Here is a 16,448-nt window from a genome sequence, read left to right as displayed (position 1 = left end):
AGTTCAGAATAGCCGCGTTTAAGGGCTTCATTTTCAGCAAATGAGGGCTGGTGACTTGCTGGCCATTTAAGTCAACTGAATAATCCGTCAACATGTTCGACGGAACTTGTAAATTTAGAGCCTGTTCATTCTCTAGATATTTAAACTTGATTCCTTTTAATTCATCAATACAGACCCATTGGTTATCAGGAGTCTGCTCATCCATTTTCACCCTTAAAGTTTTTAAGGCACTAGAGCGAATATATAACTTTCCATCCTTAGATTGCTTCACAGCCACTAAGTCTTCAGAGGCATTAGAATTAATAGAAACAACTAAAAAAAGCTGGGTAAAATTAATATTTTGCTTATCGTCACTTGTATTTCCCTGTGCATATTTCTTAGTGCTATCTATAGACTCGGGAACACTCGGCATTACAGTATTCGTATTATCTTGTAGTTGCTCGGCAAAAGAATACGCCGGAAGATATGCCACACATAAGACACCTATAATATATTTCATATAAGCCTCTTAAAGTGTGGTTTTCTTACCGTTAACTGTCAGAGATACACTGTATTTATGATTTGGCTGATATGTAAAATTATGAATAGAGTAGCTTCGTGCCTGCTCCGCAAGAATATAACCATTTACGGTATTTACTTTAATCGGGTAACTTTTATTCGCTGTTGTATCAACAAGGATTAAATTATTTAAGAGCGCATGTCGGTTTCCAATATTACTTATGTTTAAGGAAGGTGCCTCTTGATTAGGATCAATTTTCCAACTAAGTTTGGTAATGGCATCTTTATTAACTACAAACACGGGTAATGATGAGCGTAATAATACATTTATGCCCTGAGCTGCTTTACGACTATCAATTGGTTTTGGTAACTCATCAATAATAATACGATAGGTTTTTTCACCAGAAATAGGTGTTGGATTAATTCTGACTACACGTAAGTTATAAGAATCATTAGACTGTAATTTTAAAAAAGGTGGACTAATGGCAATCTCATCTGTAGGTGTTAATTGATCTTGTCCATTTTTTTGAGTCCATTCAAATACGCGAATCTGCAAATCAGTGCTTTCATTTGACTGGTTAAATAAACTAATTGATGACGCATTTTGATTACTTAATATTTCCACATTTACAGGTGAAAGACGGATTGTCGCGGCGTTAATAGTGCTAGATAACGATAAGAATAATCCCGTAATAATAAAGATATTTTTTTTCATGATTTACTCAAATATAACTTTTTTTAATGTGTTAGCCCTTTCAAAAGGGCTAACAATATTTCTAATTTATAAAAATTAATAAGTTACTGTTATTGTTACCGTATCAAGATAGCTACCCGCACTCGGTAGTGTAGACCCAGCTGGAATACGGCCATACACGTTAACCGTTTGGACATTACCGGTTCCAGTTCCACTATAGGCAGTCGTTGCAATGCCAATTGCCGTACCATGCGCAGTATCTGAGAAGAGGTTATAAGGAATATATTCGTTGCTTGTTGCTCCACCAATCATACGACGTTGGGTCGTTTGAGCATGTTGCCCAGCATCGAAAGCCAAGGTCCACGGCACAGTGTTGTTACAAAGGACTTTGATTGAAGTACCGCCTGTCGTTGTGGTGTCTGCATCGACATTGCTAGTAAGAGAACTTAATGTTCCAAAGTCTATAACGGCATTTGTTGTAGTGCCTGTTGCTGAGGTATTTAATACACAACTGTTCGTTACTGTTGCCTTAACAGTTAATGTACCTGTTGCTGTTGCTGCATTTGCTGTATTAAGAGAAAATAATCCTACAGCAATGAGTGATAAATGAAAAAAAGTCTTTTTCATAGTCAAAACCTTTTAAATTAAGTTATAAAAACTAATAGATATAAAAAATTTAACATTTATTCTTACAATCATTTTTTATTTGACTGCTCCTTTTTAAAGTTTATTTTTTTACCCTATTTTAGACATCATACATAAAAACAATTAAAAAACATGCAGGCGTTATTATTCCAATTTCAAAAAAATAACACCAAGTTACCAACTTTAACACTCAATACACATTTAGTAATTTTTTAAAACCTTAAATTATTGATTTAAAGCAACTTAACAAATACGTCATAAAATTTATTTAAAAAATTTTAAATAAATATGTCAATAAATGTAGCTAGTTTTGTAAGTAGTCAAGGTTACTTACAGACTTAATAATTTTATTTCTTATATTATTATTCTATCTAAATTTTAATTTCACATATTCCATTTAAAGATATATTTAAAATAAACCATTAAATATTACAATTTAAATAAAAAGAAAATTGACGAGTAGAGGAACAACAGTTCACCCCCGATAAAATAATTTTCTTTCTTTTAAACTTCAATTTTTGATAAAGAAATATAAAAAAGGCCTCTTACGAGACCTTTATTTAGTAAGTTTAAATAATTAAATGCTCAGCATGCTATTTAAAGTTTCAGAAACATTTTTCGATTTCACTTTAGGCTGCAATGCTTGTAAAGCCTGTTGCACTTGAGTACGTTGCGGTTCAGCAAGTGTGTACCAACGCGACAATACCTGTAACAGACGTGAACCTAAAATTGGGTTCTTTTCATCTAGATATTGTGCAAGATTAATAAAGTGAGCTACACCAAAGCCCCAAGTGTTTTCTGGGTTATTTGACAGCCCTCCACTCACCGCACGAATACGGTTTGGAGTTGTTAAATCATAGTCAGGATGTTGAGTCAGGTACTCGATTGTTTCTGCTGTCGCATTTGGGTTTGCTGCCTGAATCATGAACCATTGATCTAAAGACAAGGCTTCATCTTTAAAGCGGTCATAGAAATCAGCAAGTGCATCTTGAGCTTGAGGCGCATTTTGCCAAACCAATACACGTAACGCCCCTAAGCGTTCAGACATATTACCTGTGTTTTGATATTGCACGTGTGCAAGTTCAAATGCAGTTTGATCGCCCTGACGAGCCATCATCATCAGCATAATGTTCTTTAATGCACGCACACCCATTGCCAAAGAAAACTCTTTTTGCAAGTCTGGATCAAGCGTAAGGTAAGTATCTTTCCAGAATGAACCTAACTCTTGTGCCAAACGATTCAGCAAGGCTTCACGTTTTACATGAATATCAGATGGTGCATAGTTCTGATCGATGCGACTACCTAAGTAACCTTCACTTGGCACATCAAACAAACGCGATGCTAAAAGCGGGTCACGACCAACTAGCTCAGGTAAAGTGCTTTGAATAGCTTGAATGTAAGCATCAGCTGAATGGTCTTCTAACAAGATACGCTCAAGCAAGGTTTGGGTGGCTTGCCATTGGTTAAAACCATTCGTTTCGTGCTGAATTAAGAAAGCTAATTCTTCATCGGTATAATCAAATACAAGATTTACAGGAGCCGAAAAATTACGAAGTAGCGAAACCACTGGTTGCTCAGTCACGCCAGTAAACTCAATGCTTGCCTCATCTTGATCAAATAGATACACGCCATCTTTAACATCGTTTACAAATAGGCTGTCACTGTGCAATGTGTATTGCTCGCCTGTTTTAGCATTAAAGAGTGCTAAAGCCACAGGAATCGGAACAGCTTTTAAATTTGGGTATTTAGGATGTGCTTTCAGGCTTTGCTTAAAGCTTAAACGGTAAGTTTGTGCTGCTGCATCATATTCACCTTTTGCTTCAAGCTTTGGTGTACCTGGTTGGTTATACCAAGTTAAGAATGCAGATAAATCTACGCCAGAGCCCGCTGTTAAAGCAGCAACCCAATCTTCTACAGTTACAGCCTGCCCATCATGACGGCGGAAATATTCGTCGGTTCCTTGACGGTATTTTTCTTTGCCCAGTAAGGTCGACATCATACGGTTAATTTCCGCACCTTTTTCATAAACAGTTGCTGTATAGAAGTTATTAATTTCTACGAAGTGGTCTGGACGTGGCGGATGCGACAATGGACCTGCATCTTCAGGGAACTGATGAGATTTAAGTACAGCGACATCATCAATACGTTGAACTGCCGCAGATTGTAAATCTTCAGAGAAAGATTGATCACGGAATACCGTTAAACCTTCTTTTAAGCAAAGTTGGAACCAGTCACGGCAAGTAATACGGTTCCCTGTCCAGTTATGGAAATATTCATGCGCAATCACAGACTGTACACGCATAATCGCTGCGTCAGTCGTATATTCTTCATCAGCAAGTACACATGACGTGTTAAAGATATTTAAACCTTTATTTTCCATTGCACCCATGTTGAACTGGCTTACCGCAACAATCATATAGTTGTCGAGGTCATAGGCACGGCCATAGTGTTCTTCATCCCAACGCATAGAATGCTTTAATGCTTCCATCGCGATATGGCATTTTGGAATGTCTTTCTCAATCGCATAGATTTCCAAAGCAACATCGCGCCCTTCAGACGTCGTATAACGATCTTTAAGTACAGCTAAATCACCAATGACACAAGCAAATAAATAGCTTGGTTTTTTAGTCGGGTCTTGCCAGATGGCAAAGTGGCGGTTTTCGCCAACTTCACCTGTTTCTAGCAAATTACCATTGGCAAGTAGCACTGGATATTTTTTGTCTGCTTCTACACGTGTAGTAAAGACTGAAAGTACGTCTGGACGGTCTGGATAGAACGTAATTTTGCGGAAACCTTCAGGTTCGTTTTGGGTTACAAACAACTCATCGGCTTTATATAAACCTTCTAATTGAGTATTGGTTTCAGGATGAATAATGACTTGTGTTTGTAAAATGACTTCAGCTGGTGCGTTAGTGATCACCAATTGCTCACTGTCGAGTGAATATTGTGCAGAAGTAAGAATTTGTCCATTTAACTGAACAGATTGCAACTCAAGATCACGACCAAGTAAAACGAGATCGCCCTCAGTTTGGCGCTTCATCACCAATGTTGAATCAACAATCGTTTTATCATCATATACTTGAATATCAAGATTAATTGATTCAACTAAAAACGCAGGTTTTTGATAATCTTTTAAATAAACTGTTTGATCTGCCTGAACTGGAGGCTGCGCCGCAATATTCATCTTTATTCCTTATATACTCGTCTAAAACGGCAGTATGAGTCGCCATGAAATATCATACGCCAAGTCATACATACTGTATTTGCTTACCTTTATAAAATTAATGGGACTTCATTGATACATTTCAAATTAGAATCGGGTTTTATTAGCACAGATTAGACCAAATTTACGATAATCGTTGTTTATATAAGCAATCTATACAATAAAAATAAAACACCTTTAGCTTTTAACATTTTTTAGAGTCAGCTTACATTTTGGGCATGGTTCTTGCCTATTTAAATAGACCAATATGGGTATTTCAATAAGAGCAAGAGGTGTCAATATGGAATTAAAAGCACATTTTCATCGTTTAGAAAATATTAAAGCGATTCATGATTTACACGCAGCTGGACTCGATCACCATGTGATTGCGGTGTTCTTAACTGCGGAAGGTATTTCTATGACGACTCAGGAGGTTAGCTCCATTGTGAATACTTACGATGCACTAGGCAAAGTAAAATTACCAAGTAAAAAAGTACAGGCACTTATTAATGCCAAAAAACTTGGACAGAATGATGAGAACTTGCCGTGCCCTGTTTAATCAACAATTTAACTCGATATGAAGACCTAAAATTCTCACATAGATTTTAGGTCTTTTTATTTTAACAACAAACGGAGCTCGCAATCTCAGCCATATACAGTACGGCTGTGTATAATAGCCCCATCATTTTTCATTTTATGTTCGGAGCAAAATGGCCTTACAAATTCTACAGAAACAACTGGATGAAAGTAGCCATTGTCCTCTCTGCCAAGCGTCAATGTACTGGGTAGATGCCGAGCAATTTGAACAAGACATTCAATTTCATGAATGTAGTCATTGTCAGCACCGCATATTTAAAGATGAAAAAATGACGTGCCACTGTGAGACATGCACAAAACAACGGAAAAAGCTTTTACAGCAAACACGCTTACAAGAACAACGCCAATTTAAATCAAAAGAACAACCACAACGCAGTCTGGAACAGCTCAGCTTCTTACATAAACTTTTCTTACTGAGTCTTTTAGATGAATATGCGCGTGAAGAAATCACTCATGATGAATATATTCATTGGGACAAAATTAAATATCATCACATCACTCCTAACTGGATGTTTCAGAGCTATTTAATTAAACAGCTACATAAAGATGGCATTTTGAATGCAAATGATCAAACTGAAGATCCACAGTGTTTTTATTTAAATATTCGTTTAGATGGCTACAGCGATCCAAGTTTATTTAGTGTGGCTCAGCAACTACGTAATTGGTTTTATGAAAATTTAAGTTTCGGCGTTCCCTTTCGTAGTGCAGATGAAGTTAAAGATGTACTTTTTCAGGTGCTCTATCAAGAAATTATCCAGTTCATGCAATTTTATTGTCGAACTTGGGGCATCCAGATTGCTGGGAATTCAAATTTCCAAAGCTTTTGCTACCGCTTAATGGAATCATTGGCGATTGGACAGATCTATTATCTGATTCAAACGGCACTCGAATATCTTTATAAACAAAAAGCATTGCAACCTCGCAATGAGAAATTTATTAACACCAATTTGTTAAAGAAAACATTAGAGCAATATCGTGAGAGAGCCTTAACTGAAAAGTGGGAAACCTCCATGCTGCCGCGTCCTCATAATATTCCCTATAGTAAAATGAGTTATATTTTGCTTAACCGTTTCTTAGGTTATGACGAACAGATATTTGTACAACCTGTATGGAAAGCATGGCGCAAAATTGAACCACGTTTAAATTTTTATTCTGTCAAACGTTGTATGCATTGTGGTTCAAATGATTTAACCGTTGATTATGATGCGGCAGATTATGTTTCTTTGATTTGCCAAAAATGTAAGCATCAAGACCACTATTTTACCCACTAAATCTATATCACTTTAGCTTACTCGGGATAATAATATGACATCGACATCTAGTTTGATTGAACAGGTCATTGAAGCTTGGCAAAGCATGCAGGCAAAAACGCCTCTTGTGCAATGTATTACCAATAGCGTTGCGGCTAACTATACAGCCAATGTGTTACTCGCTTCTGGTGCTTCACCTGCGATGATTGATAATCCTTATGAAGCAGAAAGTTTTACTAAAATTTCATCGGCTTTAAGCATTAATTTAGGCACCCCAACTTCAGAGCAAATGCAGGCCATGCAAATCTCTGCAAAAACAGCACAGCTTAATAACATTCCATGGGTGCTTGATCCGGTGGGCTATGGGCCAGTTTTAGCTTGGCGCAGTCAAATGACAGATGAGCTTCTACAGTTTAAGCCTAGTGTTATTCGTGGTAATGCATCAGAAATCAGTACACTTGCAGGTAATCAAGTTCAATCTAAAGGTGTTGATAGTACCCTAAGTAGTGATGATGCCTATCGACAAGCTTACGCGCTATTAGTACATACCGACTGTATCGCAATTTCAGGTGAGTCAGATTACATTTTATCTAAAGAGCTAGATGTCGTTATTCAAGTTAACGGTGGCAGCCCCTTACAACCCAAAATTACAGCAACTGGTTGTGCTTTAGGTGCATTAATCGCTGCATATAGTGCGGTAACGACTCCAACCATTGCAGCGCTTTCAGCCCATGTGCATTTTGCAATTGCGGGTAAACTTGCTGCCAATCAGGCACAAACGATGGGAAGTTTTAGTACCATTTTTATGGACTATATCCATATGTTAGATGACAATCTTATTGAGCAATATGCAAATATAAAGCTATTAGGTTTAAAGGCATAACCGCAAGTTATGCCTTTATCCCACTACTCTTATTTTAAAAGTAAGTAGATATCTGTAATAAGATCACACTCTTTCACATCATGCACAAAGTTATGATAGTGAAAGAAAACTGGATATTCTCCTGCTTCTTCGGCTTGCTCAGGTAACCAGTTTCTAAAGATGTAATAAACACTATCTTTAATCTGGTCGTGGCTACCCAAATGTCTTACGGTCGCATAACGACCTGCAGGAATTTCCCCTGTTAGTACGCCGTAACTATTTTCCGGTACAGCCTTTTCAATTGAACCAGCAATATCAAATCGAAACTCGTCAGACGGAGTCTGCTCAGGGTCAGCAAACGGAATACCATAAGTTCTAGACTTGGTCACAGGCGACAAACCTGTTTCTTTACGCCAAGCAATAAAACGTGCAGCGGTTTCAAAGACTTTATCTGGACTGCCTAAATGAGACAGATAGGCAATCTTTTCAACAGGACGCTCAACAATATTTACATTCATTTTTAGCTCACTTTTTGGAAGTGTAAAAACAAACTTCTGGTGCCAAGATTCCCAGTCCGGTTTATCTCTAAAAGCCCGAGGAGTTTGATCAAATGAACGCTTAAATGCACGAGTAAATGCCTCGGGACTATCAAACCCTGCTTGCAATGCAATCTCAATAATTTTGAGATCTGGTTCAAAAGCCAATTGAAAAGAGGCCCGCTTTAAACGAGAAAGTTGAATAAACTTCATCACATTTAAACCAATATGAATGGCAAAAATACGATGAAAATGAAACTTAGATAAGGCCGCAATCTGGCTCAATCGGTCAACATCTAAATCTTCATCTAAATGTCTTTGAATATAATCGCAAACCAGTTGCAGCTTTTGTATATATACAGCCATACATTTATGTCTGTTCATTCGATAGCACTACTTTTACATAGTGCTGATCTCTATTCTTGATCGAAATTGCGCTTTTTAGTGTTATACAACTTGCTTGAAATAATCTTCTCTTGGCATATCGACAAGCTCAACGCACAATTGAATTTCTTTATTAAACTCTTGCTGTAGGTAATTTTTATTGCTGAGCGCCGTTAATAGCTGGTCACCCATTAGCTGTTTTTGTTCGTCAGTTCTTCCCGACAAAATATAAACTTTTACATGAATATAAGCTTGATCAGCCCCTAAGCCAATGAGGAAAATCTCGTCTTTACGCGCACGGCTTTTAATGTCTTCTGGACTAAATAGCTCTGTCTCAATCAGTGTGGTATTAATTTCTTCAAGTAATTGTTTTGCGTTTAATCCAGTTAAGTTTTCTGAATAATCAACTACAACGTGCGGCATAGCCACCTCAATTTATGTAATAAGTAATTAAGCTAATTAAACTTTACTCAATAAATAATAAAGCTAATCGAACCTGATCATATCCCATTCGAGGACTGGTTGCTTCAACAATTGGTCTTAGTTTGATTGAACCATCATCAGAAAAATGATCTGGATTTTGACGTTTTTTCAGCTTCTTATAAATTTTGCGAATTTCTTCGACTACTTCTTCACCCGGATGGGCAACTGAAATATCTAGCTTTTGTTCTTTATGAAGTCGAGCCAAATGATTAATGATGGTTGCTGGTGTCAGACCACGTTCATGCGCGATGTCTTCAATTTCATAGCCTTCTTCAAACAGCGCACGTGTCTCGTCTAGCGTTGCCGTAGCGTAGTTTTGCTTTCCACCTTTTGCGAGTTTCTTCTCATTACGAGAAATCTCAGTTTCATTTAAGGTGCCGCCACAGTGACGAATGAAGGCTTTATGCTGAGCGGTTAAATCTACATCTGCAAAGTTGTCTTCAGCTTCTTTAGAAAGCTCTTGGAAACGACGATCAGCTTTTACAGCTAAACTATCTAACTCTAAAGCTTGCTCGTTAATCCCTAATAACTTAAGACCAGTTAAAGATTTTAAACGCGACAATGCTACATAACCCTGACCTTTTTCAAAGGTATTCGTGAGGTTAATTTCAGCAGCTTCTAAAGTCATGCCTTGGCTTTTATGAATGGTAATTGCCCACGCTAAACGAAGTGGAATTTGCTGAAAACTTGCAATCACTTTGCCTGCTTCATTTTCAACTGACCATGTTTCAGGAGCAACCAGCAAAGTCGTGCCATCGGTTAGTTTTACCTTTGGCAATAACCCATTTTCGTCATCTTCTTCAAAGCCAATGACTTCACCTAAACTCCCGTTGATATACCCCATATCAAAGTTATTTTTGACAAACATAACTTTGGCATGTTTTTTCAGTGTGAGTTCTTCTGGTGCGCGTACCGAAGATTTTAAAGTTTCTAATAACTTTTCATTACCATCTAAAACGGCATTGAATTGATGCCCTTCATTATCAATTTCATTTAAGTGCTGATAATTGATATTGTCGACATCCATATTGTGCGTATAAAGACGAGTAAAAGTCTCACCAATATCATGCGAGCGTGATTGACGTAATGCGTGTAAATGATTTGATTGAATATTCTGCGCACGAATAGCATTTAAAATCTGATTTAGAATTTCATCATCTTGACGGTGTTGTTCTGTTAAATAACATACGCGAAATTTGGCTTCGACCCATGCATCAGACATAAAACAGAACTTGTCACGGTTGGCTTCACTATTACGCCCAACGGGTGGCAACTGAAAGAAATCTCCAGCCACAATGACTTGAATGCCACCGAATGCTTCATCACTTTCTTTAAAATATTTTAAAACCTGATTGACCAGATTAAGCTGCTTAGCATGCAGCATTGAGATTTCATCGATGACGAGAACCTGCGCATTTTCAAGGTGTTCCTTGAGATATTTACGCTCTTTCATACGTTTTAGGTCATCGTCAGTTAACTGATCTTTAATACCGATGCCCGCCCATGTATGAATGGTCATGCCGTTCATATGTGTTGCAGCAATACCTGTAGATGCCGTAATTGCCACAGGCACTTTACGTGCTTTTAAGTATTGGATGTACTGATTAAGTGTATAGGTTTTCCCTGCACCAGCCGAACCGGTTAAAAAGACATTTTCACCTGCTTTAAGCAGTTTAAGCGCAGTTTCCTGTTTCATAATCTCATAAGTACATCTTCAACAGCCCATAGCTTAACGACTTTCCCGAAAAAATTAAATGAATGCGCCAGAATTTCTGTAAAATCATTATAAATCAATAACTAATAATAAAATAATATTTGGTAGGTTTTTGGTAGGTAGGAAAATAATCCTCACATCACAATACTAGCCCCATGGTGAGGCTCACCTGTAATAACAAACAATGGATTTATGGAAGAAGGAATCACTCCATGGCTTTTAAAAATATTGCAGATCAAACAAACGGTTTTTATATTCCCTGTGTATCACTCTTTGGACCAGGATGTGCCAAAGAAATTGGTACAAAGGCACAAAACCTCGGCGCAAAAAAAGCATTAATTGTGACCGATGAAGGCTTATTTAAATTTGGTGTCGCAGATCTTATCGCAAACTATTTAACTGAAGCAGGCGTTGCGAGCCATATTTTTCCGGGTGCAGAACCTAACCCAACCGATATTAATGTTCATAACGGTGTAAATGCCTATAACGAAAATGGCTGTGACTTTATTGTCTCTCTAGGTGGTGGATCATCTCATGACTGTGCAAAAGGGATTGGTTTAGTCACTGCTGGTGGGGGTCATATTCGTGATTACGAAGGCATTGATAAAAGCAAAGTGCCAATGACACCACTGATTGCAGTAAATACAACGGCTGGTACCGCATCTGAAATGACCCGTTTCTGTATTATTACGAATACAGACACCCACGTAAAAATGGCAATTGTCGACTGGCGTTGTACCCCACTCATTGCCATTGATGACCCTAAACTCATGATCGCAAAACCGGCTGGTTTAACAGCGGCAACGGGTATGGACGCGTTAACTCATGCGGTTGAAGCTTATGTTTCTACGGCGGCCAACCCAATTACCGATGCGTGTGCAGAAAAAGCGATTACGATGATTAGCCAGTGGCTCCAACCTGCTGTCGCAAATGGTGAAAACATCGAAGCACGTGATGCGATGAGCTATGCACAGTACTTAGCAGGCATGGCATTTAACAACGCATCTTTAGGTTATGTCCACGCAATGGCTCATCAGTTGGGCGGTTTTTACAACCTACCTCACGGCGTATGTAATGCAATCTTGTTACCACACGTGTGTGAGTTTAACTTAATTGCTTGCCCAGATCGTTACGCAAAAATCGCGGAATTAATGGGTGTGAGAACTCACGGGTTAACAGTGATGGAAGCTGCCTATGCTGCTATTGATGCCATTCGTAAACTGTCTTCATCGATTGGTATTCCATCAGGTTTAACAGAGCTAGGTGTAAAAACTGAAGACCTTGCAGTCATGGCAGATAATGCTCAAAAAGATGCGTGTATGCTCACTAACCCTCGTAAAGCAAACCATGCACAAGTTGTGGAGATTTTCAAAGCAGCACTTTAATACTGATGTAATCGCATATCCCTCTAGTAAGTCAAATCCCTCCGACCGTTGACTTACTTTTTTCGGGAATACTTAGCTCCAGCGGTATTCCCTTTTTTTAGAAACTATATTCCAACCCTCTCTAAACCTGATTGACAATTCGCCCATTTCATTGAAGGATACTCAGCATGTCTTAATTACAATAGCTCGATAAAAATGAATACATCTTCAGCTAATCAAAATTATGTTCCAGATATTTTAGGTACTGGCTACGAACAGCTCACACTCAACTTTCCTAACGATTACGAAGGAAAAGTTGTAGCCACCTTAGTCCGTAAAAAGGCCGCTCGATCGACTCAAAAAGCCGTGCTATATATTCATGGTTTTTTAGATTATTTCTTTCAAACCGAAATGGCTGAGCAATTCAATGCTCATGGTTATGACTTCTATGCGCTAGATTTAAGAAAATATGGCCGTTCAAAGCTGCCTCATCAAATTTTCTATAATGTGCTTGATTTAAATGAATACGATGCTGAAATTACACAAGCATTAGAGATTATTGGCAAAGAACAGCACACACAAGTCTTGCTTGCAGGGCATTCGACTGGCGGTTTGACAGCGACGCTTTATGCTGCCCATAACCCAAACCACCCTCTGATTAAAGGACTTTGGGCAAACAGCCCGTTTTACGATTTTAATTTAAGCTTGGTCGAGAAAAAATTTGGTATTCCAGTACTCAGTCGAGTAGGAAAATATCTGCCAAAAGTTAAATTCCCAAGTCAATTAAACAAATGGTACACCGCGAGCCTTCACAAACAGCTCAAGGGCGAATGGGACTTTAATCTGGACTGGAAACCTACCTCTGCCCCTACTGTTCAACTCAGCTTTCTACATGCGATTCATACAGCACAAAAAGAGATACATCGCGGGGTCAAACTCAATGTTCCCGCACTAATTATGCATTCTCACCAGACTAAAAACCCTAAAAAATGGGGAACAGATGCGACTCAAAGCGATGTAATTTTAGATGTTAAAGACATTGAAAAATTTGGTAAAAAAATCAAAGGCGATGTCTCTGTTGTCTCTATTCACAATGGGTTGCATGATTTAGTCCTTTCAGCCCAGCCAGTACGAGAACAAGTCTATCAACAATTGTTCCAGTGGCTGGATCAAAAAATCACTTAACTGAGCTTAGGTGAGTCAAGGTATTTCACCAGTAATTGATGCGCAGGATGTTCACTCGGTAAGAGCTCCATAAGACGTTCTACCGCATCGATTGCTTCAGGGAAATGAGCTAAATGCTTAAGTAATAAATCCGTTTCTTGCGTTTTAAAAATTGCATCGCTCAAACGCGATTCAAGGCAGTCGCGCCATGCACACAAAAACGGACTTTCCGTTTTTGCCAGAAACACACCTGTATAAAGCTGCAAAGCTGAGGCCGCATATCCTGCATCCAGTGCTTGTTCCGCTTGTAAAAAATCGGCTTCAACATGTACCAGCAAACGATATGGGCGTGAACCAAGTAAACCGCCCAAAATATCTCGTAGTTGAGACATTTCAGCTTTAAGCGTACCCATACTGACTTTACGTTCGCCATAGAGCGCCTGATAAAGATGCTCTAAAGTTAAACCATGTGGACATAACGCCAATATGGTTAAAATTTCAATTTGACGCGGTGTTAATAATAAACTTTTGCCATTAAATTTAACTTGTGGCGTCGAAAATGCACGAATATGTAATTGCTGGCGCTGCTGCTCTAGCAAAGCAGACTGAATAATGGATGCACAACGTTCAGCAGCCAATATTCCTAAACTATTATGGTTCTTCCACGTGGTTGATAAATCAACGACACCGAGGGTTTGTTTTGAGTATGGATCGATAATCGGTGCGGCATAGCACACCCACTCGTGGATCGATTCCATGTAATGTTCATTTGAAAAAACACAGCTTGATTGTTGAGTTTTTAAAGATAAAGCTAAGGCATTTGTGCCCACAAATTCTTCACGCCACTGACCACCCTGCACAAAATGTACACGTTCAGCAGCACTTTGCATTTGAGGACTTGGTGCCGTCCAGATAATGGTACTACCGATATCACCGACAGCAATCACCATTGAAGATTGCTCTGCAATATGACGTAAATCGTCAGCACACTGACTTAAAGCCATATCTAAAGCATTTTGTGAGGCAGATTTTTTTTCGACTAAAGGAGCCGCAAAACGCTCTTTAGGAATCGCAGCAGAAGCTGACCGTTCCCATGAGCTTGCAATACTTTGGCCGAGTTTGGCAGCATTCTGAGGAGAGAGACTATTTTGCGTGCGCAGTTGATCAATCAACGTCCGTTGCTGCAATAAATCCTTTTTTGTGAACATTTGTAAATTCCTTATATATCCACATTTCTATTCCAACCTTTCTCCAACCTTCTTCTTTATATCCTAATTATACAAAGTACGAAAGTACCTACTGACAGGGTTCTTGTTAGTCTTTAGTCCTAAAAAGCAAAGGAATATTTATATGCGCTATATCGATCCAAATCAACCAGGCTCAAAAGTTCAATTCAAATCACAATACGAAAATTTTATTGGCGGTGAATGGGTTGCACCTGTAAAGGGTGCGTATTTTGACAATGTATCTCCTGTTGACGGAAAAGCTTTTACACGTATTCCACGCTCTAGTGCCGAAGATATTGAGCTCGCTCTAGATGCAGCGCACAAAGCAAAAGCGACATGGAATAAAGCATCACCAACGGTACGCTCAAATATCCTTTTAAAAATTGCTGATCGTTTAGAAGCAAATCTTGAAATGCTTGCTGTTGCAGAAACTTGGGATAACGGTAAAGCAGTGCGTGAAACTTTAGCAGCCGACCTTCCACTTGCGATTGACCATTTCCGTTATTTCGCTGGATGTATTCGTGCTCAAGAAGGTGGCATCTCTGAAATTGATGAAGATACCATTGCGTATCATTTCCACGAACCACTCGGTGTAGTTGGTCAAATCATTCCATGGAACTTCCCGATTTTGATGGCAGCATGGAAACTTGCACCTGCTTTAGCAGCTGGTAACTGTGTCGTGATTAAACCAGCTGAGCAAACTCCAGTGGGTATTTTGTTGGTGGCTGAACTGATCCAAGATATTTTACCACCAGGTGTCCTTAATATTGTCAATGGTTTCGGTTCAGAAGTCGGCCGTCCATTAGCAACAAACCCACGTATTGCAAAAATCGCATTCACAGGTTCAACTCAAACTGGACAAATGGTGATGCAATATGCGACTGAAAATATTATTCCAGTGACCTTAGAACTTGGCGGTAAGTCACCAAACCTTTTCTTTGAAGATATCATGGATAAAGAAGATGACTTCTTAGAAAAAACGCTTGAAGGTTTCGCCATGTTTGCCCTAAACCAAGGTGAAGTATGTACTTGCCCTTCTCGTGCTTTAGTACAAGAAAGCATTGCTGATCAGTTCTTGGAAATGGCCGTCGAGCGTGTAAAACGTATTAAAACTGGTCATCCACTTGATACAGAAACGATGATTGGTGCTCAAGCATCTCTACAACAACAAGAGAAAATCTTACGTTGTATTAACACTGGTCGTGAAGAAGGTGCAGAACTCTTACTTGGCGGTAGCGGCCGTAAAGAAGTAGGCGATGGTTACTATGTCGATCCGACTATTTTTAAAGGTCACAATGGCATGCAAGTTTTCCAAGAAGAAATTTTTGGACCTGTACTTGCTGTGACAACGTTCAAAGACTTTGACGATGCAATTAAAATTGCCAATGACACCATGTATGGTTTAGGTGCAGGTGTATGGTCACGTTCAGCTCACATTTCTTATCGTGCTGGTCGTGCTATTGAAGCTGGCCGTGTTTGGACAAACTGCTACAATATCTACCCTGCACATGCTGCATTTGGTGGCTACAAGAAGTCTGGTATTGGCCGCGAAAACCATAAGATGATGCTAGATCATTATCAACAAACTAAAAACTTGTTGGTGAGTTATTCAACTAAACCAATGGGCTTCTTCTAAGTTTCGCACCAAGTTGATACCAAACTATCAACACTAGAAAGAAGTAAGATTATTAATTATATAAGAAGCCAGTAATTTAGATTGCTGGCTTCTTTATTTCCGATTGTTAAGCTTGAATTTTTATCATTTAGAATAAAAAAGCTCTATCTACTCTCTGAAGTGCTTCATTTAGGCATTGCTTTTGCATTGATTC

13 protein-coding genes and 1 pseudogene are annotated in these 16,448 nt (G+C 38.8%); 6 read left to right on the top strand and 8 right to left on the bottom strand.

Features of this window, described 5'->3' with window-relative positions:
• From ODQ17_RS05005 to pepN, 4 genes and pseudogenes are all read right to left on the bottom strand, one after another.
• Positions 1-499: pseudogene (locus ODQ17_RS05005) on the bottom strand (fimbria/pilus outer membrane usher protein); the annotation flags it as partial.
• A 9-nt stretch (positions 500-508) separates the two neighbouring features.
• The gene (locus tag ODQ17_RS05000; protein WP_322902107.1) at positions 509-1,213 is read right to left on the bottom strand and encodes a fimbrial biogenesis chaperone; all 705 of its coding nucleotides are present in this window, start codon (positions 1,211-1,213) and stop codon (positions 509-511) included.
• A 75-nt stretch (positions 1,214-1,288) separates the two neighbouring features.
• Positions 1,289-1,819 (bottom strand): Csu type fimbrial protein, encoded by a 531-nt coding sequence (locus ODQ17_RS04995; protein WP_440206141.1) that lies wholly within the window; start codon positions 1,817-1,819, stop codon positions 1,289-1,291.
• 595 nt (positions 1,820-2,414) lie between these two features.
• Positions 2,415-5,021, bottom strand: coding sequence for an aminopeptidase N (gene pepN, locus ODQ17_RS04990; RefSeq protein WP_322902103.1), 2,607 nt, complete (start codon positions 5,019-5,021; stop codon positions 2,415-2,417).
• A 319-nt stretch (positions 5,022-5,340) separates the two neighbouring features.
• Between pepN and ODQ17_RS04985 the strand changes: the two genes are divergently transcribed.
• From ODQ17_RS04985 to thiM, 3 genes are all read left to right on the top strand, one after another.
• The gene (locus ODQ17_RS04985) at positions 5,341-5,598 is read left to right on the top strand and encodes a hypothetical protein (protein ID WP_013197392.1); all 258 of its coding nucleotides are present in this window, start codon (positions 5,341-5,343) and stop codon (positions 5,596-5,598) included.
• Positions 5,599-5,749: 151 nt separating this feature from the next.
• Complete coding sequence (locus ODQ17_RS04980) at positions 5,750-6,907, top strand: hypothetical protein (protein WP_216070145.1); 1,158 nt, start codon at positions 5,750-5,752, stop codon at positions 6,905-6,907.
• Positions 6,908-6,941: 34 nt separating this feature from the next.
• On the top strand, positions 6,942-7,769 hold the full coding sequence (gene thiM / locus ODQ17_RS04975; protein WP_005306557.1) for a hydroxyethylthiazole kinase: 828 nt from the start codon (positions 6,942-6,944) through the stop codon (positions 7,767-7,769).
• A 29-nt stretch (positions 7,770-7,798) separates the two neighbouring features.
• Here the strand turns inward: thiM and ODQ17_RS04970 are convergent, their stop codons facing one another.
• From ODQ17_RS04970 to ODQ17_RS04960, 3 genes are all read right to left on the bottom strand, one after another.
• Positions 7,799-8,650, bottom strand: coding sequence for an AraC family transcriptional regulator (locus ODQ17_RS04970; RefSeq protein WP_198308602.1), 852 nt, complete (start codon positions 8,648-8,650; stop codon positions 7,799-7,801).
• An 81-nt stretch (positions 8,651-8,731) separates the two neighbouring features.
• Entirely contained in the window at positions 8,732-9,091 is a 360-nt protein-coding gene (locus ODQ17_RS04965; RefSeq protein ID WP_198308591.1) for a 5-carboxymethyl-2-hydroxymuconate Delta-isomerase, read from the bottom strand.
• 43 nt (positions 9,092-9,134) lie between these two features.
• Positions 9,135-10,847 (bottom strand): AAA family ATPase, encoded by a 1,713-nt coding sequence (locus ODQ17_RS04960; RefSeq protein ID WP_322902099.1) that lies wholly within the window; start codon positions 10,845-10,847, stop codon positions 9,135-9,137.
• A gap of 230 nt (positions 10,848-11,077) precedes the next feature.
• On the opposite strand from ODQ17_RS04960, the gene mdh reads away from it, so the two are divergent.
• Complete coding sequence (gene mdh / locus ODQ17_RS04955; RefSeq protein ID WP_004791599.1) at positions 11,078-12,250, top strand: iron-dependent methanol dehydrogenase; 1,173 nt, start codon at positions 11,078-11,080, stop codon at positions 12,248-12,250.
• A 195-nt stretch (positions 12,251-12,445) separates the two neighbouring features.
• Positions 12,446-13,414, top strand: a complete 969-nt coding sequence (locus tag ODQ17_RS04950; RefSeq protein WP_322902096.1) for an alpha/beta hydrolase — start codon at positions 12,446-12,448, stop codon at positions 13,412-13,414.
• Here the strand turns inward: ODQ17_RS04950 and ODQ17_RS04945 are convergent.
• A complete protein-coding gene (locus ODQ17_RS04945; protein WP_068932963.1) occupies positions 13,411-14,601 on the bottom strand; it encodes a helix-turn-helix domain-containing protein in 1,191 nt (396 codons plus the stop codon). The genes ODQ17_RS04950 and ODQ17_RS04945 overlap by 4 nt on opposite strands.
• A 142-nt stretch (positions 14,602-14,743) precedes the next feature.
• Here ODQ17_RS04945 and exaC point away from each other — a divergent pair, with 142 nt between their 5' ends.
• Positions 14,744-16,255 (top strand): acetaldehyde dehydrogenase ExaC, encoded by a 1,512-nt coding sequence (gene exaC / locus ODQ17_RS04940; protein ID WP_004791594.1) that lies wholly within the window; start codon positions 14,744-14,746, stop codon positions 16,253-16,255.
• The last annotated feature ends 193 nt before the right edge of the window (positions 16,256-16,448 follow it).

The sequence above is a fragment of the Acinetobacter sp. IRS14 genome, from assembly GCF_034650275.1.
GTDB classification, from domain to species: domain Bacteria; phylum Pseudomonadota; class Gammaproteobacteria; order Pseudomonadales; family Moraxellaceae; genus Acinetobacter; species Acinetobacter oleivorans.
The sequence above is the reverse complement of the archived record's forward strand: the minus strand, read 5'-3'. Positions and strand labels throughout refer to the sequence as shown.

Coding starts and splice junctions, on each gene's coding strand:
- ODQ17_RS04985 (WP_013197392.1), top strand. CDS start 5,341: ATGGAATTAAAAGCACATTTTCATCGTTTAGAAAATATTAAAGCGATT.
- ODQ17_RS04965 (WP_198308591.1), bottom strand. CDS start 9,091: ATGCCGCACGTTGTAGTTGATTATTCAGAAAACTTAACTGGATTAAAC.
- ODQ17_RS04945 (WP_068932963.1), bottom strand. CDS start 14,601: ATGTTCACAAAAAAGGATTTATTGCAGCAACGGACGTTGATTGATCAA.
- pepN (WP_322902103.1), bottom strand. CDS start 5,021: ATGAATATTGCGGCGCAGCCTCCAGTTCAGGCAGATCAAACAGTTTAT.
- ODQ17_RS04980 (WP_216070145.1), top strand. CDS start 5,750: ATGGCCTTACAAATTCTACAGAAACAACTGGATGAAAGTAGCCATTGT.
- ODQ17_RS04995 (WP_440206141.1), bottom strand. CDS start 1,819: ATGAAAAAGACTTTTTTTCATTTATCACTCATTGCTGTAGGATTATTT.
- mdh (WP_004791599.1), top strand. CDS start 11,078: ATGGCTTTTAAAAATATTGCAGATCAAACAAACGGTTTTTATATTCCC.
- ODQ17_RS04960 (WP_322902099.1), bottom strand. CDS start 10,847: ATGAAACAGGAAACTGCGCTTAAACTGCTTAAAGCAGGTGAAAATGTC.
- ODQ17_RS05000 (WP_322902107.1), bottom strand. CDS start 1,213: ATGAAAAAAAATATCTTTATTATTACGGGATTATTCTTATCGTTATCT.
- ODQ17_RS04950 (WP_322902096.1), top strand. CDS start 12,446: ATGAATACATCTTCAGCTAATCAAAATTATGTTCCAGATATTTTAGGT.
- thiM (WP_005306557.1), top strand. CDS start 6,942: ATGACATCGACATCTAGTTTGATTGAACAGGTCATTGAAGCTTGGCAA.
- exaC (WP_004791594.1), top strand. CDS start 14,744: ATGCGCTATATCGATCCAAATCAACCAGGCTCAAAAGTTCAATTCAAA.
- ODQ17_RS04970 (WP_198308602.1), bottom strand. CDS start 8,650: ATGGCTGTATATATACAAAAGCTGCAACTGGTTTGCGATTATATTCAA.